Here is a 19,762-nt window from a genome sequence, read left to right on the forward strand (position 1 = left end):
GCAAAATAGTGATTTCAGATGCTTAAAAAGCAAAATTCATGATGATATGATAAGAGTTTCTCGTTAAAGCTTTCAAAATCAATCAAAAATATTCATCTTTGACAAATTTTATTTTTTTAAGAAAATCGTGTTCACTATTAAACTGGTTTTTTAAAATTTCTACAATAAATACGCTATGAAACTACTATATACGTTATTCTTTACTCTTTTATTTTCTGCTTCTTATTCGCAATCAGCTAGTGACTATTTTGAAAAAATTAGAGATAATGAAGTAGCATTGACTGCTTTTTTTTCTCAAATGCCTAAAGGAGGTGATTTACACCATCACTTTTCTGGTTCTATTTATGCTGAACCATTATTAGAGCGAGCAATAAATGATGATTTTTATCTTAATATTGAAACGATGGATGTTTTGCAGGACAAACCTCTAACTGGGAACTGGACACAATTTTCAACTTTGAAAAAAAATGGCACATTAGAGAACTACAAACAAAAAATTATGCAAAAATGGTCTGTAAAGGATTATAATTTTGCTGACTATCCGTCTGATAAATTGTTTTTTGAATCCTTTATGAAATTTGAACCAGCGATTCAAGGTAATTTTGGACAAGGATTATTAGAATTAAAAAATAGGGCAATTTCAGAAAACGTAAGCTACATTGAAACACAACTCTCTACAATTCCTACCGCCATCAATACTGAAGATTTGAGTTCATTTAATGCTCGCTTGAGAACATTAGCGCTGGTAAAAGATGAAAAAGCAATCATCAAAGCATTAGATTCTGTTTACGCTTCTTTACTTAAAAAAGGTGCTGCGAATGATGCTAAAAGTTTTAATATAAATTTTGTTACGAAAATGCATAACGATTTGAAAATCGATGATGCTCGTTTTACAATGCGTTATCAAAATTTTGTACTTCGATTTATGGAACCAGTTGACTTATTTAAAAATTTAGTAATCGCTTTCATATCTGCTGATGGAAGTCAGCTAATGGCAGGAGTTAATATAGTTTCTCCAGAAGATGGTGAAACTTCAATGAAAGATTATTGGTTGCACATGTTAATGTTTAAATACTGCCATTCTAAATATCCAAATGTAAAATATACGATGCATGCTGGAGAACTTACTCTTGGTCTAGTTCAACCTGAAGAATTAACGTGGCATATTGGCGCTGCAGTTTACACTGCAGGAGCTAATCGCATTGGTCATGGTGTTGGCATGGCTTACGAGAAAGATGCTTACAATTTGCTACGTTACATGGCTAAAGAATCAATTCCAATAGAAATAAACTTAGTGAGTAATGAATTTATTTTAAAAGTAAAAGATAGCCGTCACCCTTTTACATTGTATAAGGAATTTGGCGTTCCTATTGTTATTAGTACTGACGATGCAGGAATCTTGCGGACCAATATGACGGAACAATATGTGCTATTAGCAAAAAGGTACAAGGACGTTTCTTATGCTGATATTAAGCAATTTGTTTATAATAGTATCGCTTACAGTTTTATAAAAGAAGATAAAGTGAAGAAGCAATTAACCAAAGATTTAGATACTCGATTTAAAACTTTTGAATCCAACTTCCCTTTGCAATAAATAACTATACTAAATTACTGAAAAACCTCGCTGATTCTATAAATTAGCGAGGTTATTTTATAGTTTAAAATATTCAAAAATATATTTTTTATCTTTTTTGTAATAGTCGTTTTACTCGAATCGACAATTCGTTGGGGCTAAAAGGTTTGGTGATAAAATCATCAGCGCCAAGCTCAAATGCTTCCAAAACCGTTTTTTCTAGTCCCACTGCTGATAACATAATTATTGGGATTGATAAGGAAAGTTCTAGTTTTACTTTTTTGACAATATCTAAACCGCTCACAAACGGCATCATAATATCTGATATTATTAAATCAGGCTTTTCAGAAATTATCTTCTCTAAAGCAATTTTGCCATTTTGGCATAAAATTACTTCATAACCTTCTTTTACCATTTTAAACTCCATGGCTTTTAACATCATTTCATCATCCTCAGCAATTAATATTTTTTTCATAATAATTAATTTAAAAATTATAATATAAAATTTATGATAACAAATCCTACAAGCTTTAGACCGGTATTGTTAGACTTTAAAAATTTTAAATTTAAGATAGAATTCTAGAAAGCGTGTACCTCTTGCAATTCTAACATAGCTGAATTACATATTTGATTTAAATGCGTTACCTCGTCCTTTCTTTTCTGCGATAGTGGACTATCTTCTATCTCTTTTTCTATTACATCAACAACTCTAGAAGCCTTAACTATTCCTAGTAAACTAAGCGAAGATTTTAATTTATGAACTTCATCTTTCAAAACTTGGATATCGTCGCTATGACAAGCGTTCATAATTAAATCCAGTGACTGAGGCGTATTTTTTAAAAACAACGAAATCATTGTCTTCATAAATTCTGTATCTCCATCTGCAAGATCTCTTAGGTATTCGAAATTAACTAAATTTTCTACACTTTTTAAATCCTTTTTCACCTCTTTTAATGGTATGCTTTTTTCCACTCTTCTATTTAAGTTTTGGTATAATTTATTTAAAAGAATATCAAAATCATACGGTTTAGATAAATAATCATCCATACCATTTTCAAGACATTTTGCCTCTTCTCCTACTGTAGCGTGAGCTGTTAGCGCAATTATTGGAATAGTAGATTTTTCTCCCATATTATTTCTAATATGATTTGTCAATTCAATCCCATCCATTTCTGGCATTTGAATGTCCATTAAAATAATGTCGTAGCTATTGTTTTCAATTTTATCAATTGCTATTTTACCATTATCAGCAACATCAATTTCTTTATTCCATTTTCTAAAAATTTTGATTGCTAAAAGTTGATTGAGCTCATTGTCTTCTACTAAAAGTATATTTATATCTTTTAAGAAATCAGCTGAAATTTTCTCTCCAATGTGGTCATCATTTCTGCCTTCGCTCTCTTTGGCTTTAGCATACTTTAATGAAAATGAAAATTCACTTCCTTTAGCAATAAAACTTTCTACATTGATTTTACCTCCTTGCAATTCAACAAGTTTACGAGTTATTGTGAGTCCAAGTCCTGTTCCGCCATATTTCCTTGTAGTTTCATTTGATGCTTGATTGAAACTCTCAAATATAGAATCGATTTTATCTTTTGGAATACCAATACCGCTATCAGTCACCGAAAATTTAAAATAGCAGTCTGTGTCTGTATTTTTTACTTCTTTAACTATTAATTCTACAAATCCTTTCTCAGTAAATTTTATAGCGTTTCCAATTAAATTAAACAAAATTTGAGAAAGCTTAGTGGGATCGCCAATTAAATTATCACATACGTCTGGACTTATCTGACACAATAATTTAATTCCTTTATCTTTTGCGGTTGTATCCAATAATTCGATTACTGAATGAACTGTTTTTGATAAAGAAAAACGAACTTCTTCCAAAGTCATTTTATTAGCTTCAATTTTAGAAAAGTCAAGTATGTCGTTAATGATATACATCAAGTTTTGACCAGCTTTTTTAATAGCTTCAACACTTTGTTTTTGATCATTATCTAAGCTAGTACATTCAAGTATCCTTGCAAAACCAATGATTCCATTCATAGGAGTACGTATTTCGTGACTCATATTGGTTAGAAATTGTTCTTTGATGATGACAGCTTGCTCTGCTAATTCTTTGGCTTTGATAAGCTCTGATTCAGTTCGCTTTTGTTCTGTAATATCTTGAATCGTACCTAGTATTTTACAAGGTTTATCTTTCTCATCAATCAAACATTTAATAAATTGATTCATGTATTTAATATTGCCTTTTTTCGTTGTTATAGCATGATAAAACTGCACTTCAGCTCTTGTAGTCTTTACATCGTAAAGATTTTTTTCAAAACGAACTAACTCTTTTTCATCTGTTATGCAAGTTTTAATAAAATCTACTGATAATAATTGCTCACAATCAACTTCAAAAATAGTATAGAATTCATCCGAAAAAAACATTTCATCATTAGACAAATTAAATTCCCAACTACCAATTTTAGCTAACTTCTGAGCTTCTAAAAGACGCGTTGAATTTACTTTAAGTGCTAATTCAGTTATTTTTCGCTGCTTTAAACTGTCGTGCATTTTCATCGCATTTCTAATACTTTGCGATACACCATCAGGCGTTAGTAAAGTTTTAGGGATGTAATCAGAAGCACCACTTAATATCGCCTGACTTGCAATTTTTTCGTCTCCTTGAGACGTTACAAAAATCACAGGAGTTTCAATACCACGATCACGAATTTTTTTAAGAAAAGAAATGCCATCCGTATCTGGCATCATATAATCTAGAAAAATTAAATCATATTTTAAAGATTCGATTTTTATTATTCCTTCTTTAGCAGAGAAAACGCTATCGACCTCTGCAACAATTCCCGACTGAGATATGGAGCGACTGATCGTTATGGAATCGATTTTATCATCGTCCATTATTAATATTTTTAAAGCGACTGCCATAGTACTATGTTGGTTTAACTTATAACTCAATTATATTCCAATAATCATTTAGTACAGAAAAACAGTTATTTAACTCTTGTACTCCAAAAGTTATTGGTATATATCCTGCAATATTTAAATTTAAGGCAGCTAATTTATTGGACTGCGAAACGGAATTAGTGATTACAAACACTAACATTGACTTCAAATCTTGATGATTTCGTAAAGTGTTTAATAAATGAATACCTTCATCTTTTGTCCTATTAACGTCTATTAAAACTATTTTAGGAACAGGAAATACTTTACAAGACCCCTTTAGCATTGATAATGCTTCGTCTTCATTGCAAGCAGAATATAAAGTAGGTTTAATTTCAAATTCTGAAAAGAAACTTTTAATACTGTCGAGAATAGTTACTCGATCGTCAACTAACAAGATACTTATATTCGCCATAACATAAATGAATTTTACTGCCTACATTTCACATAGTTGCCAAAAATTCTTAAGTGTAGCAACTGAAGTCAGAAACTTTTCAAAAGACAATGGTTTAAGTATATAACCTGCTACATTAAGATTGTAAGCATTTATTTTGTCTGAATCTTCATTTGAAGTCGTCATTACAAAAACGGAGATATTTTTAAGCTTTTCGTTTTCCCTCATTACTTTTAGAAATTCAATACCATTCATTTTTGGCATATTTATATCTAAAATTATAATTTTTGGAAGCGGAATAATTTGATTTTCTAACATCTCTAAAGCTTCGATACCGTTACCAGCAACAAAAAGCAGATTTTTTATATTGTTTTTAGAGAATGCTCTTTTCACATTCATTACATCTACTTCGTCGTCTTCGACCAATAAAATGTTTACCAATTTCTGGTTCATAATTTTAGCTTTTTAATATTATATTTTTAGGCCAATTTAGTGTAAAAATTGAACCATTTTCTATACCTTCTTTATATTTAATTTTTCCTCCAACTAATTTTATTATTTTACAACTAATCGCTAATCCTGCTCCAGTAGTGTCCACAACATCTTTAGAATTTACAGTATAGAAAATAGAGAATATTTTATGCGCTACCTCTTCTGGAATACCGGGACCGTTATCTGTAATTTCGATTTTATAATCCGTTTCACTTTCTAAAAGAGTAATGCTAACTGTTTTATTTACTTTATCATTAAAGCGCACCGCATTATCAATCAAATTCATCACTACTTTTTGCAACTTTGCGCCCAGAGTTATAACATTTTCTTTAATTAGGTCTGCCTTTACTACAAATTCAATATTGGGGTCGCTATTGAGTAAGTCAATACAGTTTCCAATAATTTTAGGAATATTAACTTCATAAAACTCTAAATCCATTCTGTCTACACGCGTCAACTCTAATAAACCATTCATCATGTTTTCAAGTCGGTTGACTCTGTTTTTCAGCAATCCAAAATTAGTTGTAATATCCTCACTCAATCCATTTTCTAAATCTTCTTCAATCCAAGTTGTTATATTTGAAATTGCTCTCATTGGCGATTTTATATCATGAGAAACAATATAAACAAACTCATCGTATTCTTTTTTTAAAGCGGCCAATTCCTCTTGGCAATTTTTTAAAGATTCCTCCATTATATTCTATTTAGGGAATGTAAATATGAAACTACAGCCCTCGTTTTCTACTGATTCAATATAAATTGTCCCTCCTTTTTCTTCAATAATTTTTTTGACTATTGACAACCCAACTCCCGTACTTTCCTTTACGTCTCGCGCTACAATAGTTTGAAAAATTTTAAAGACTTTTTGATGGTACTCCTCTGCGATTCCAGGTCCATTATCCGTTACAGTAAACTGATGATGTCCTTGCAACGATTCATAATGACATTCAATCTTTCCAATTGATTTATCATTATATTTAACTGCATTACTTATCAAGTTGCTAAAAACTTGTTCTAAAAGTATTCTTTCTGATTCAATTATAGGAAATTCATCACCAACAATAACTTCAAATCCTGTTTTAGGTACTATCGAGTCAATTACTTGGTGCAACATGGATTTTAGATCAATCGTCTCATCCTCGATTTCAACACGACCAATTCGAGAATATTCTAAAACACCATTAATTAAATTTTCCATTCTCAAAACACGTCCGCGAAGCAATTCAAAATTTGAACTCACATCCTGTGGCATTGTAGGCATGTCCTCAACAATCCATTCCGCTAGATTATTGATTGCTCGTAAGGGCGCTTTCAAATCATGAGAAACTACGTATGCAAACTCATCCAGTTCTTTATTCTTTTTTTCAAGATTTTTCAACACATTAGTTAAATTTTCCTCTGCAATTTTTTGATCCGTAATATCTGTACTGATGGAGATATATTGATAAGGTCGATTTTGATCGTCTTTAAAGGGAACAATCGTCATTTTTTCCCAATAGCAGGATCCATCTTTAGCTAAATTTCGGATTTCACCTTTCCAAATATCACCATTAACTATCGTATTTAAAATTGCTTTGGCTCCTGCTTTTATAAAATATCCTGTGATATCTCGTTGATTTTTCCCTATTAATTCTGCTTCTTCATATTTTGAAACCGTACAGAAATTTTCATTTACATACGTTAACAATCCATTTTGATCAGAAATGGAGACAATAGCCGCCTCATCAAGAGCCGAACGAATATCTGTAATTTCCTTTGAAGTTCGAATAATTTCCTGCCCCGCAACTGTAATTTCAGTTATATCCTGAATAATTCCTTTAAGTTCTATAACTTCTCCTTTATCGTTTTTAAAGGGTTGGCCAATCTCTAAAATATGTTTGACACTTCCATCATTCAGAACGATTCTATACTTAATTTTTTTACTTTCTCCTGCTTTGATGCTACTCTCATTGCTTTTATCCATCATTTCTAAATCATCTGGATGAATTCTAGTTCTAAAAGCTTGAAACAATTGATCAGCTGGCAAATTATCCATTTCAAATATTTTATAATGCCCTTCTGACCAAATAAGATCATGGGATTTTATATCATAACTCCAGCTACCTATTTTTGCAATATTTTGTGACTCATTTAATAAATTAGCGCGGTCAATAAGGTCTTGTTCAGCTGCTTTTTCCTCTGTAACATTTCGAGCTATGCAATATAGATTTCCAGTGATGGGATCTGGAGATGTATTCCAGCTTAATGCAATATAATCTCCATTTTTACATCTAAAACGATTTACAAAACTAACAGTTAATTCTCCTTTTACCAATTTCTCAACTTCCTTTGATGTAACAGCTAAATCATCAGGATGGATAAAATCAACAAAAGCAGCACCTTCCAACTCTTCGTTCGAAAAACCTAAAACTTTTGTAATTGCTGGATTAACTTTGTAAAACAGACCATTGACATTTGCTATACAAACTAAGTCTTTAGAAAGCTCAATGAAATTCTGTAATTCTTTCTGCGATTCAAGAAAATCTGAATGTTTCATTCTAGAATCTAGTAAAGTAACAACCTGATCCGCTAAAAGCTTTAAAGCATTTTTTTGCTCATCAGATAGATTTTTTGGTTCTGTGTCAATAACACATAGCGAACCCATATTCAAGCCGTCTTTAGTGCGTAGTGGAGCACCAGCATAAAAACGAATATCAGGATTACCTGTTACTAAGGGATTATCTGAAAATAATAGATCTTCAGTAGCATTTGGAACTTCAAATACTTCGTCACCCATAATGGTATATTGACAAAATGAAATCTCTCTTGGTGTTTCAGTGGCATCGATACCAAATCTTGATTTAAACCATTGACGATCTTCGTCAATAAGACTCACTAGAGCGATTGGGGTTTTGCAAATAAAAGAGGCAAGTTGCGTAATCGCATCGTATTCCTTCTCAGACAAAGTATCCATAACAGAGTACTTTTTGAGCGCTTCTAATCTTTTAACTTCATTTTCAGGTATAGGATACTTTTTCATTAACTTGGGGCTGTTTTGTAAAAGTGAACTGCAATCTCGATAAATTACGCAGATTAGACAATAATGATCTCTGTCACTACTATAAGTTCTTTGCTGCTTAAATAAACGGTTGCCTTACAAAAATAAAATTATTTTTGAATTAAACAGTGACTTAGCACGTTATTCTTTAGCAAATACGGAAAAGAGCAGCAGTTGATATTCGTACTTTTTCGTATTATATCTTTTTAATCCTATTTCAGCTATATTCAGAGTTGGTAATGCATTCATTTTTAAATTAAAACTATTCACTCCATTGATTCAAATATGACTGTTTTTTAAAACTTTCTTATAGCTTAAAAAAATTAAAATTTAGAAAATAGAATGATTAGAAATTTACGTTTCAAAATTTTTGTGTTAGTGTCTCTCATTCGAAAAAATCAAATTTATGTTCGAAATCAATCGTTGAAGAGATTAAGATTTGTAAACAGAACTTTTTACTTGCACGTAATAAACTGAAAAAAGAATCGTTTCCAATCAACTAAACAAAACTTCCCACTAAAGTTTTCTATATCATTTAATGATTAAGATATAACTGTAATTCTCTGATTTATAAAGTCCTTTAATTAAAAAATTGATTAAATTTGGAACAAGAGAACGCAAATTTTTAACATGACTTCACTCTGTTTTCTATAAACCGAAATAAATAAAAACAAAATGGCATTTATTGACTATTATAAAATTCTTGAAATAGATAAAAAAGCGACCGAAGCTGAGATTAAAAAAGCGTACCGCAAACTTGCTCGTAAATACCATCCTGATTTAAATCCAAATGATAAGGAAGCCGAAAAGAAATTTAAAGAATTAAACGAGGCAAATGAAGTTTTGAGCCACGTCGAAAACAGAAAAAAGTATGACGCTTACGGTGAAAACTGGAAGCATGGAGAGCAGTATGAAAAATCGACACAGCAGCAACAGCAATACCAAGCCAATGGTCAACAAGGAGGTTTCAACGAAGGTGCGGACTTTTCTGATTTTTTTGAATCTATGTTTGGTGGTCGCGCTCAAGGCAATGGCGGTCGTAGAACAACACAATTTAAAGGACAAGATTTTAACGCTGAACTACAATTAGATTTAAAAGATGTTTATGCCACTCATAAACGTACTTTAACTATAAATGGTAAAAATATCAGGATTACAATTCCTGCAGGAGTTGAAAACGGCCAGCAAATAAAAATTAGCGGATTAGGTGGCGAAGGATCTGCTAACGGTCCAAAAGGTGATTTGTACATTACTTTCTCCATTGAAAATCATACAAATTTCAAATTAGAGAAACATAATTTATATACTACAGTAGATGTAGATTTATATACTGCAATACTAGGCGGAGAAATCACTGCAGACACTTTTGACGGTAAAGTAAAACTAATTTTAAAACCCGGAACTCAAAACGGAAGTAAAGTCAAATTGAAAGGAAAAGGATTTCCTGTTTACAAAAAAGAAGGAGAATTTGGAGACTTATATATTACTTATCAAATTAAAATTCCAACAAATCTCTGTGAAAAGGAAAAAGAATTATTTACTGAACTTGCAAAATTAAAAACCTCATGAATATAGAAAAATTAATACCAATCCCAGAACTATGTTCCTATTATGAAGTTGAAATGTCATTTTTTACAAAACTTAGTGAAATGGGCCGATTAGAAATAATAAAGATCGAAAGCAGTTCGTATATCGATTTAAACGCAATTTACGAAATTGAAAAAATGATCCATATTCATCAAGATTTAGAAGTTAATTTAGAAGGAATTGACGTTGTTTTAAACATGTTACAAAAATTAGATGGATTACAAAGTGAACTACAATCTTTAAAAAATAGACTTAGACTTTACGAAAGTTAGATTGCACTAATCTTCTTTAAAAATATAAAAAGACTGAATATTGATTTTGGACAATTTTGAATCACTTTTATTTTATTGAAGAGTTTATCAAAATACACATTAAAGATGGAGATGAGCAAAAAAAATATCTAGCAATGTATCTGAAAAAAATATCTTCATAGAATCAATATTCACTAAGAGGCTTTCGAAAAACATCGAAGAAAGGCAGAATTAGAGTAAAATAAATCAAAATAATTACTACACTCTAACACCTATTAAAGAGAAAACCCAAAATAGCATTACACTACTTTGGGTTTTGTGTTTATAATTGATTATTTATATCGTTTTTAAAGCTTCTATAAGAGCATCGATATCTTGCAGTGTATTAAAATGACTGAAAGAAATTCTTAAACTTGGTTTTTTTAAATCCTCATTTGAAAGCATTTCTAATAAAACGTGGGAAGGCTTTATACTTCCTGACTGGCAAGCGCTTCCTCTAGAAACTGCAATTCCCTTCATATCTAAATGAAATAAAATCATTGCTGTTTTATCTTCGGTAAAAGGTAATAGTACGTTTAAAATAGTGTAAAAGCCGTCAATATTGCCATTTACTTTATAATCTGGAAACTCTATTTCTAATTTGGATATAAGATAATCTCTTAGGTCTAAAATATGACTTTTTTCTGTTTCCAAGTTGGTATAGGATAACTCTAGGGCTTTTGACATCCCTGCAATTTGATGCAATGCTTCAGTTCCGGCGCGTAATCCTTTTTCTTGCTCTCCACCAAAAAATAATGGTTGGATACCAGAATTTTTTCGAATAAAGGTAAAACCGACACCTTTAGGTCCGTGAAATTTATGAGCACTTGCAACAATAAAATCAACTGCTGTTTTCTGTAAATCTATTTCTATTTTACCAATGGATTGTACGGTATCCGAATGAAACAAAGCAGCATGTTCTTTACAAATTACACCAACGCGTTCTAAATCTAAAATAGTACCAGTCTCATTATTAACATGCATCAAACTCACCAGCGTTTTCTCGTCTTGAGATAACAATTCCACTAAATGAGTGACATCGATTTCTCCGCTTGCTTTGACGTTTACATAATCTATTTTAATATCAAATTCTTTTTGTAAAACCAATGCAGTGTACAAAACCGCATGATGTTCCATTCTACTAGTGATTATTCGCGTCACTTGTAAATCCTTGACAGCCGAACGAAGAATCCAGTTATTAGCTTCTGTGCCGCAAGAAGTAAAAATAATCTCTTGTGCAGTCGCATTTAAATTTTGTGCAATTGATTTTCTTGAAAGTTCTAAAACACTTTTAGACTTGCGTCCTAAGCTATGAGTTGAAGAAGGGTTACCATAATCTTCTGCTAATACCTTAGTCATTTCTTGAATTACTTCTGGCCGAAGTGCCGTCGTTGAGGCATTATCGAGATATATATTTTTCATTTTGTTTTATTATAAAGCATTAAAAAAAACTACTTTTTGTTCAATAGTAGTATTCTGCGGGAGAATAAAGCTTTGGCATTAAAGACCACTATCGAAATTAAAATTAAAAAATAGGACAATAATTGTAATGTGCTGACTTGTTCATTGTAATAAAAAATCGCTACTAAAAACGTTATTATAGGATTAATATAAAGCATAATTCCTACCGCCGAAGAGTTGATTCCTTTAAGTGCATACAAATTTAAAAACAGTGGGATTATAGTAAAAAACACTACCACAAAAAACATGCAAGCATAGAATAAAGGTTCACTAGGAAGCGCGCCGCTGTAACTAGGATAAAATGGAAGAATAACTATAGCTGTAAAGAGCAGCTGTATGGTTAATGCTAAAAATTTATCCATCTGGCTATTTTTTCGTTGACTAACAAGATAAAGAGCATAGGTTGTGGCGACTATAAGACTGTAGAATATATCGGTAAAATGATTAAATGACAATAAGACGCAGCTAAAAAGACTGATGATAACAGCTATCCATTGTATTTTACTTAATTTCTCTTGCAAAATAAAGAAAGCGAAGACTGTTGTTAGAATTGGACATATTAAGTACGCTAAAGATGCTGCTTTTACGCTGACGTGATTGACCACATAAATAAAAACAAACCAATTTAAAATAAGAAAGACAGCTCCTCCCAGAGTTAGAGATATTACGCTTCTCTTTTGTTGCAAGGTGCTACTTTTAAATTGTCTCCAATCTTTCCTTAATACGTTTCTTCGGAAAACAAGGTTGATCGCTACCATCGTCAATACACTAAAAAACACACGGTAAAAAAGAATATCAAGTGAAGCGTAATTATGCAATGGTTTTAAAGCGAAACTAAAAAAACCCCAGAGAAAGAATGCTACGAAAGCGGCCGAATAATATTTATTAACTGGCATAAGAAGTATTAAATTGCTGCAAATATACTGATTTCATTCTGCTTTAACACGTTTCAAATCGTTCTTGAATATAAAAATAAGTAATAATTCTTCTCAAATTTTAAGTGCGTAACAAACACAATTTGATGTTAAATAATCTAATTTTAAAGGGTATTCCATTTGGAACAAATTAAAAATTCTATTTTTGTTAGAAATATTATAAAAATGAAAAGAATAATTGGTTTATTGATTTTTACTTTGTGTTTAAACAGTTGCGACGACGGAGATTTAATACAAGAAGATATTAGCTTTGACACTGTTGGCGTGCAACAATGCGCATCAAATTCGCTACTTTATAAAGTAAAAGATAGTGAAGCTTTAATTTTTAACTCAACTGGAATTAATTTCCCAACAGAGACTACAACTCAAACACTAAACGTAAGTGAGTCCAACCGTTTAATTTATCGTTTTTATAATAACAAGGTTACATCTGCTACAATCTGTGACGCTATTCCACCGGCTATTCCTGTTGTAACAGATCAGTGGTCAGCAACTGGAGGGAAAATAATTATAAATACTACAGCGGTTAAAACTGTGAAGGATACTGATAACAGCTCTAAAATTACGGGTTATAACCATAATATCACGTTTAAAAATATCACATTTAATAAAAGCGACGGTAAAACTCAAGTATACGAGACGTTTACTTTTGGTGACTTGGTTGTAAGCGCAACAGCATTACCTTTAGCTTTTACAAAGGTTTTAAAGCAATGTCCTTCCACTAAACAAGTTTACGACAAGAATAGTAGCGAAGCGCTAATATTAGATATTGATCCACTACTAATTGTTAATACAGCTACACCATTAAACGCTCCGAGAACAGGTTTGATATCAGATATAAAAAATAAACTAACGTATAGATTATTCTCTGGCTTATTAACCGATGACTACTTTTGTAATAGTGTTTATCCAGCAACTCCTGCAATTATTGAGGAATGGATTGCAGTACCCGGCGTAGCAAATACAACTGGAATCATCGAGGTAACAACTACGGTTTTTGGAAATGGATTCAAGCATACTATCGTCATAAAAAAAGGAAAATTAAAGAAAGGAAATAGCGATTTTCTTTTAGGTGATAATTACATTTATGGTGAATTACTAACCACTAATTAGGCTTATAAATAACGTATATAATAGCATTAGAACTGCTCCTAATAAATAGTAAAAGGTCCAATTTTAAACTGAATTTTCTATGTGAATTTCAGTTTAAAATTGGACCTCTTTTTTAATCTAAAAATAGATGTAGCAAATTACATCGCGCTTTGTTTTATAAAAACTTCGGTGGCACCTTGACCATATTTTTGATAATTACCTTCTACAAAAGCAATGTTATCGTATCTTCCTAATAAGAAATCTAGCTCTGCTTTTAACACTCCTTCACCAACGCCGTGAATAAAAACTATCTTGGGAATTCTATTTCTAATTGCAAATTCTATGTGACGTTTAGCCGTATCAGTTTGTAATGTAAGAATGTCATAATTTGACATTCCACGTTTGTTAGGAACTAATTTTTCTATGTGCAAATCAAATTCTGGAGCAGGAATTTCATGCTTAGATTTCTTCTCTTTTACAAAACTTCGAGCTTTTGGAATTTCTTTTTCCTTAGAAATTTCACTTACATCAAATCTTCTAATAGAATCAAGTAAGTTACTGGAATCATTTATTTTAAGTAATTCATTGACAAAAAATGTCATCACAAATCCATCCTGTGTTTCTATTGTGATTTGGTCGCCTTGCACTGACAGCACTACTCCATCCATCGCTTCATCAAGTACCGAAACTTTATCCCCTTTTTTATACATTGTCATCTTCTTTATCTTGATTCTTACTTGGTGTTTTTGCGCTCAATTGCATCATGCCAAACATGAAAACTGCAATTGCGCAAACCATTATATAAACGTTTTTTTCAGCACTCGCCTGTTGGTATAGCGCCACTAATATGGCTACTATCATTATGGGAATTAGAAACTTTTTCATCTTTTAAAATATCAGATTCCAAAAGTAATGAATTTAAAATTACCTCTTTATTATTTCAATGCTTAGTTAATTTATTGTAAAATTGTAAAAAATAAAACTGTTGGATTTAGAAAAATATATGTTCCCTTGTTTAAGCAAAACACTCTTTGGAATAGAGTGTTTAGGTTGCGGATTTCAGCGAAGTTTTTTTCTGCTTTTACAAGGCGATATTTCTGGATCTTTTAAAATGTATCCAGCACTTTTTACGACTTTTTTATTTCTGTTAATTCTGGGATTAAATCATTTTGACACCTCCAGAAATTATAAAAAATTACTGCTGTTTTCGGCAGTTTTAAACGGAACATTTATCATTGTAGGTTATGTTTTTAAAAACTACTGTTAAGCTTGCTTTCATTTTTTATTCTTACTAAAAATTTATTTAATTCTAGACAAAATGTCATTCATCATTTCGATTTGTACTTTTTGAATTTCGATCAATTCTTCTTGCTGATGCATAATTAAATGATCTAGTTTTTCATGTAGCATTCTTATTTCCAATTCCGATTTTAAATTGATCATATAATCTTTCTTGGCTCTTTCTCTATCTTTCTCTTCTTGGCGATTTTGACTCATCATAATCACTGGTGCTTGAAGTGCCGCTAAACATGATAATATTAAATTCAGCAAAATGAAAGGATAAGGATCAAAACCTTTATCTAAAAGAATGTAAATGTTTGCTAAAATCCATAATAAAATAAAAACACCAAACATTATGATAAATTTCCAGCTTCCGCCAAAAGCAGCTACTGTATCAGCAACTTTTTGTCCTATGGTTCTATAACCTATTTCGTCTTCTACAGTATTAACTAATGACACATCCGCCTTTAGCGAACCAATTACTTTATTTTCCAAGTTTGACAACTCCCCTATTTCAACCGATAGATAATTAGAAATATATTTCTCTCTATACATATTAAGTTCTTCAATAGAAAGAAATTTATTTTCATCAAAATCAGGATAATCCGCTTGTATCAGCGTAAAAATAGGGTCGCGTACAGTTTTTGCAGAAATTCTGTCGGAAATAGGAAATTCCTTTTTAGAAACATCACTTATAAAAGTTGAGTCATTTTTCATAGTAGTTCATTTATTGCCTAATTTTAAGAGAACCACATTAGCAAGCTTTCTTATAAATACTAAATGTATAAATTATTACGAGAAATAATTTAAATAATAATGGAGGAAATTTTTCTGTATATATTCTTTAATCCCATTCCATGTTTTCCAAATTACTTCAATACCTTTGTTTTAAGCGTTATGAATAGATAAGTGAAGTAATTTAACTGAAAATTATTAGTAATAATAGCTGGAATTATTGAGAGTTTAGTAATGCAATTATCAAATTGAAATTAAAGAGAATACGATGAAATCGCAAAAAATAATTGACTTAATTGGTAATACTCCTTTAGTGGAATCTACCAAATTGGTAAAAAATAAAAATGTAAAACTTCTATTAAAATTAGAGGGAAATAATCCTGGAGGAAGTGTAAAAGATCGAGCTGCTTATTTCATGATCAAATCGGCAATGGAAAGAGGCGAAATCAAAAAAGGTGATAAACTAATAGAAGCTACAAGCGGAAATACAGGTATTGCGCTAGCGATGATAGCCCAATTATTCAACATAGAGATAGAATTAGTATTACCTGAAGATTCGACTAAGGAACGCACCCAAACAATGCGAGCTTACGGCGCTACAGTTATATTAACACCTGCTAGTACAGGAATCATTGGATCGAGAGACTATGCAGATAAAAAAGTAGCCGAAGGTGGTTACATTATGCTGAATCAATTTGCAAATGATGACAACTGGAAAGCACATTATAATACCACCGGTCCAGAAGTGTGGAAAGATACTGATGGAACTGTAACTCATTTTGTAGCAGCGATGGGAACAACCGGAACAATTATAGGAACTTCGACCTATCTAAAAGAACAAAATTCTAATATTCAAATCGTAGGAGCGCAACCTAGTGATGGATCTCAAATTCCAGGAATTAGAAAATGGCCTCAAGAATATTTACCAAAAATATTTGATGCGTCAAAAGTGGATACAATAATAGAAGTTTCAGAAAAAGAAGCTCGTGCGATGACAAAACGATTAGCACTGGAGGAAGGTATATTTGCTGGAATGAGTAGCGGCGGATCAGTTGCTGCTGCTATCAAAATAGCAAATACTCTAGAATCAGGTGTGATAGTTGCTATTATTTGCGACCGCGGTGACCGATATTTATCTTCAGACCTGTTTGATTAACTTTAATCCTTAAGTTGAAAACAAAAAAGCTTGGTTTTAGTAAAACCAAGCTTTTTTTATAATAAAAATTTAAATTTATTTCAATGTTGCAGTTGAAGATATTTCTGCATTTAATAATTTCGAAATAGGACAGTTTTTCTCTGCTTTTGTAACTTGCTGCTGAAATGCTTCATCAGAAATTCCTTTTACACTAGCATTAACAGTCAAATGTGAACTAATAACTGTAAAATCTACTAAATCAATATCACATTTTGTTTCAATACTTCCTACTTCAAAACCTTCTTCAGTTAAATAAGCAGAAAGCTGCATCGTAAAACATCCTGCATGCGCTGCGGCTATTAGCTCCTCTGGATTTGTACCAACACCCTCTTCAAAGCGTGATTTAAATGAATATTGTGTATCCTGTAAAGTTGTACTTTGGGTACTTATTTTTCCGTCTCCTTCTTTTAATGAACCATTCCAAACTGCTTTTGCACTTCTTTTCATAATAACTTTATTTTTAAATGAATTAAATTAAATGTATTGTTGATAAAAATTTAGATTCTTAAAAGATCGTGACCGTTTTTTTTCTTAAAGCAAAAAGTCAATAGTCCTTAAAAAATCTAACTCTTCTCAAATTTAGCTCATTTAATCCTACTTTTCTTTTAAAAACACGCTTTTTAACGAAATTTTAAAGGATAATTACACTTATTCCATCTTATTAAAAAGTACAGAAAAAGTTGATCCTAAATTGACTCCAGCACTATCTAAGGTCAATTTTCCTTGATATTTTTCGACTATTTTTTTGCATAAGTACAATCCAATTCCAGTTGAAGGTTCGTTTGAAGTACCAACCCTACTTCTAGTGGTAAACTTTCTATACAGCTCTTCTTTATATTTTCGGTCAAAACCAATCCCGGAATCAGAAACTACAAGTCCAATTTTACCATCAATCATACTTGCTTTAAATTGGATTTTGCTTTCTGGGTAAGAAAACTTGATCGCGTTATCAATCAAGTTTACCAAAACTCTAACCAACAAATCCTCTTCGATTGTTAAAAGCACTTCGTCAATTTCGAAAATAGGGGTTAAGTCTATTTTTTTGGAAATTAATTTTGGAGCGGCTTGTATAAGTACAATATCAAAAATTGAGCGCAAATTGATAGTATTCACCTTTAAGGGACGATTTAAAAGTTCTTCCTCATCTTTCAATAGTTTTATAAAAATTTCTATAAAAACAAACTGCTGGGTAGTACTCTTTTTAATTAATTGAGCATATTCTTGCACTGTTTCTGAAGGATTTTCATCCAAAATAAGTTCGGCCAAACCTTGCGAATTTGCAGTGAAGTTTTTAAAGTCGTGTGAAAGCAAATAAATTAGATCTTGATTATCATTTAAAGATCGCTCATTCTCTAGAATCGATTTTTGAATATTGCACATTAGTAAACCTGCTTCATCAGTAAAACCTACGGGCAAAGATGGAACTTCTCGCTCATTTCTGTAGTTATCCAGAGCTTTAGAGGCAATTTCAATTGGCTTAATTAAATGCTTTAAAAAATATAATGTAGCGGCACTCGCGATCAATGTCATAACGAGCGCCACAATTAATATTGTATTTGCCGATATATTATTACTCCCATAAAGCACGTAAAATAACATGCCTATTAGTGGGATGTGAATTCCAATAAATGCCACAAAAAGAAATTTAAAAGCATAGCTCTTTTTTAAAAAACTAATTGTAGATAATTTCTGATAGAATTTCATTCTACCTCTTTTTTCGTAAATATAGAGATAAACTATATACGATACATGCCTATTTAGCTACATTTATAAACTGTTTAACATTGTTTGAATTTATTTTTTTGACGCTACAATAACTACGATCTTCATCGAAAAATATAATTTAAAAGTTAAGTTTAAACGGAATTAAAAAAAATATAATTTTCAAACTTCGATACTATGGCAGAGAACTTTCAGAGCCAAGACTGGCCCAACCTAAAGAAATACAGAGAAATGAATACCACACTTTCTCTCGTTAAACAAGACGAAGAAAGAGTCGTCTTCTTTGGGGACTCTATAACTGAATTTTGGGGTATTGTCAACCCCAATTTTTTTACTAACAAAAATTACGTTAATCGGGGAATTAGTGGCCAGACAACACCACAAATGCTGATTCGTTTTAGAGCCGATGTCATCGCTTTAAAACCCACTGTAGTTGTAATTCTCGCAGGTATAAATGACATTGCTGGAAATACCGGTTTCTCAACTATTGCAATGATTACTGATAATATTTTCTCAATGATAGATATTGCTAATGCAAATAACATAAAAGTTATTCTTTGTTCGGTTTTGCCCGCTTTTGATTTTCACTGGAGACCTAATCAAGAACCAATTGAGAAAATAAAAATACTAAACGAGATTCTTAAAGATCATGCTTTTGCAAATAACATTGAATTCATTGATTATTACAACTCAATGGTTGACGATCGTCAGGGACTCAAAAAAGAATTATCTGATGATGGCGTACATCCTAATCAAAATGGATATCAAGTTATGCAACCACTTGCTGAGAAAGCAATTAAAGTAGCATTAAATAGAAAATAAAAAATCTTTTTAAATAAGATAACACTATCGACTTCGTTTCATAATCCACAAGCAAGGTTTTAGTATTCAAATCTAAATTCATAAAAAATACTTTGCAATTTATCATAACGAATTTTTAAAATCATTTTTTTTGCTTAAATTTTATCTTCTTCAAACCTAAAAATAATTTAAACATTTTTTTTACATCATAAAATGTACTT

20 protein-coding genes are annotated in these 19,762 nt (G+C 31.3%); 7 read left to right on the plus strand and 13 right to left on the minus strand.

Going from position 1 to position 19,762, the window contains the following annotated elements:
• The first annotated feature begins 175 nt into the window (after positions 1-175).
• Positions 176-1,594 carry an adenosine deaminase gene (locus RCH19_RS03650; protein ID WP_343022078.1) on the plus strand — a complete coding sequence of 473 codons (1,419 nt, stop codon included), beginning with the start codon at positions 176-178 and terminating at the stop codon, positions 1,592-1,594.
• An 88-nt stretch (positions 1,595-1,682) separates the two neighbouring features.
• On the opposite strand, the gene RCH19_RS03655 is transcribed toward RCH19_RS03650, so the two are convergent.
• The 6 genes from RCH19_RS03655 to RCH19_RS03680 form a co-directional block, all read right to left on the minus strand.
• A complete protein-coding gene (locus tag RCH19_RS03655; RefSeq protein WP_343022079.1) occupies positions 1,683-2,048 on the minus strand; it encodes a response regulator transcription factor in 366 nt (121 codons plus the stop codon).
• Between the two features lie 104 nt (positions 2,049-2,152).
• Positions 2,153-4,504, minus strand: a complete 2,352-nt coding sequence (locus tag RCH19_RS03660) for a response regulator (RefSeq protein ID WP_343022080.1) — start codon at positions 4,502-4,504, stop codon at positions 2,153-2,155.
• A 19-nt stretch (positions 4,505-4,523) separates the two neighbouring features.
• Positions 4,524-4,934 carry a response regulator gene (locus RCH19_RS03665; RefSeq protein ID WP_343022081.1) on the minus strand — a complete coding sequence of 137 codons (411 nt, stop codon included), beginning with the start codon at positions 4,932-4,934 and terminating at the stop codon, positions 4,524-4,526.
• Between the two features lie 21 nt (positions 4,935-4,955).
• Entirely contained in the window at positions 4,956-5,366 is a 411-nt protein-coding gene (locus tag RCH19_RS03670) for a response regulator (RefSeq protein ID WP_343022082.1), read from the minus strand.
• A 4-nt stretch (positions 5,367-5,370) separates the two neighbouring features.
• A complete protein-coding gene (locus tag RCH19_RS03675) occupies positions 5,371-6,099 on the minus strand; it encodes a HAMP domain-containing sensor histidine kinase (RefSeq protein ID WP_343022083.1) in 729 nt (242 codons plus the stop codon).
• 6 nt (positions 6,100-6,105) lie between these two features.
• Positions 6,106-8,424: a PAS domain S-box protein gene (locus RCH19_RS03680; RefSeq protein ID WP_343022084.1), complete on the minus strand. Its 2,319-nt coding sequence runs from the start codon at positions 8,422-8,424 to the stop codon at positions 6,106-6,108.
• A 693-nt stretch (positions 8,425-9,117) separates the two neighbouring features.
• Between RCH19_RS03680 and RCH19_RS03685 the strand changes: the two genes are divergently transcribed.
• Positions 9,118-10,011 carry a J domain-containing protein gene (locus RCH19_RS03685; protein WP_343022085.1) on the plus strand — a complete coding sequence of 298 codons (894 nt, stop codon included), beginning with the start codon at positions 9,118-9,120 and terminating at the stop codon, positions 10,009-10,011.
• Positions 10,008-10,301 (plus strand): chaperone modulator CbpM, encoded by a 294-nt coding sequence (locus tag RCH19_RS03690; RefSeq protein ID WP_343022086.1) that lies wholly within the window; start codon positions 10,008-10,010, stop codon positions 10,299-10,301. The genes RCH19_RS03685 and RCH19_RS03690 overlap by 4 nt, the downstream gene beginning before the upstream one ends.
• Before the next feature lie 315 nt (positions 10,302-10,616).
• Here the strand turns inward: RCH19_RS03690 and RCH19_RS03695 are convergent, their stop codons facing one another.
• Positions 10,617-11,741: a cysteine desulfurase family protein gene (locus RCH19_RS03695; RefSeq protein WP_343022087.1), complete on the minus strand. Its 1,125-nt coding sequence runs from the start codon at positions 11,739-11,741 to the stop codon at positions 10,617-10,619.
• A 29-nt stretch (positions 11,742-11,770) separates the two neighbouring features.
• Complete coding sequence (locus RCH19_RS03700) at positions 11,771-12,676, minus strand: EamA family transporter (protein WP_343022088.1); 906 nt, start codon at positions 12,674-12,676, stop codon at positions 11,771-11,773.
• Between the two features lie 204 nt (positions 12,677-12,880).
• Here RCH19_RS03700 and RCH19_RS03705 point away from each other — a divergent pair, with 204 nt between their 5' ends.
• Positions 12,881-13,828 (plus strand): hypothetical protein, encoded by a 948-nt coding sequence (locus RCH19_RS03705; protein ID WP_343022089.1) that lies wholly within the window; start codon positions 12,881-12,883, stop codon positions 13,826-13,828.
• Between the two features lie 137 nt (positions 13,829-13,965).
• Here RCH19_RS03705 and RCH19_RS03710 read toward each other — a convergent pair whose 3' ends face one another.
• Both RCH19_RS03710 and RCH19_RS03715 read right to left on the minus strand, forming a co-directional pair.
• Positions 13,966-14,517, minus strand: a complete 552-nt coding sequence (locus tag RCH19_RS03710) for a Smr/MutS family protein (RefSeq protein WP_121925552.1) — start codon at positions 14,515-14,517, stop codon at positions 13,966-13,968.
• The gene (locus tag RCH19_RS03715; protein ID WP_343022090.1) at positions 14,510-14,692 is read right to left on the minus strand and encodes a hypothetical protein; all 183 of its coding nucleotides are present in this window, start codon (positions 14,690-14,692) and stop codon (positions 14,510-14,512) included. Before RCH19_RS03715 ends, RCH19_RS03710 begins: the two co-directional genes overlap by 8 nt.
• 100 nt (positions 14,693-14,792) lie before the next feature.
• Here RCH19_RS03715 and RCH19_RS03720 point away from each other — a divergent pair, with 100 nt between their 5' ends.
• Entirely contained in the window at positions 14,793-15,074 is a 282-nt protein-coding gene (locus tag RCH19_RS03720; protein ID WP_343022091.1) for a DUF2752 domain-containing protein, read from the plus strand.
• A gap of 32 nt (positions 15,075-15,106) precedes the next feature.
• Here RCH19_RS03720 and RCH19_RS03725 read toward each other — a convergent pair whose 3' ends face one another.
• Entirely contained in the window at positions 15,107-15,805 is a 699-nt protein-coding gene (locus tag RCH19_RS03725; RefSeq protein ID WP_343022092.1) for a DUF1003 domain-containing protein, read from the minus strand.
• 286 nt (positions 15,806-16,091) lie between these two features.
• Between RCH19_RS03725 and cysM the strand changes: the two genes are divergently transcribed.
• On the plus strand, positions 16,092-16,979 hold the full coding sequence (gene cysM / locus RCH19_RS03730; RefSeq protein WP_121925556.1) for a cysteine synthase CysM: 888 nt from the start codon (positions 16,092-16,094) through the stop codon (positions 16,977-16,979).
• Positions 16,980-17,054: 75 nt separating this feature from the next.
• Here cysM and RCH19_RS03735 read toward each other — a convergent pair whose 3' ends face one another.
• Both RCH19_RS03735 and RCH19_RS03740 read right to left on the minus strand, forming a co-directional pair.
• A complete protein-coding gene (locus RCH19_RS03735) occupies positions 17,055-17,465 on the minus strand; it encodes an OsmC family protein (protein WP_343022093.1) in 411 nt (136 codons plus the stop codon).
• A gap of 201 nt (positions 17,466-17,666) precedes the next feature.
• A complete protein-coding gene (locus tag RCH19_RS03740) occupies positions 17,667-18,722 on the minus strand; it encodes a HAMP domain-containing sensor histidine kinase (RefSeq protein ID WP_343022094.1) in 1,056 nt (351 codons plus the stop codon).
• A gap of 195 nt (positions 18,723-18,917) precedes the next feature.
• Here RCH19_RS03740 and RCH19_RS03745 point away from each other — a divergent pair, with 195 nt between their 5' ends.
• Entirely contained in the window at positions 18,918-19,562 is a 645-nt protein-coding gene (locus tag RCH19_RS03745) for an SGNH/GDSL hydrolase family protein (protein ID WP_343022095.1), read from the plus strand.
• Positions 19,563-19,762: the final 200 nt, after the last annotated feature.

The organism is Flavobacterium sp. PL12 (assembly GCF_039123485.1).
Lineage (GTDB): Bacteria > Bacteroidota > Bacteroidia > Flavobacteriales > Flavobacteriaceae > Flavobacterium > Flavobacterium weaverense.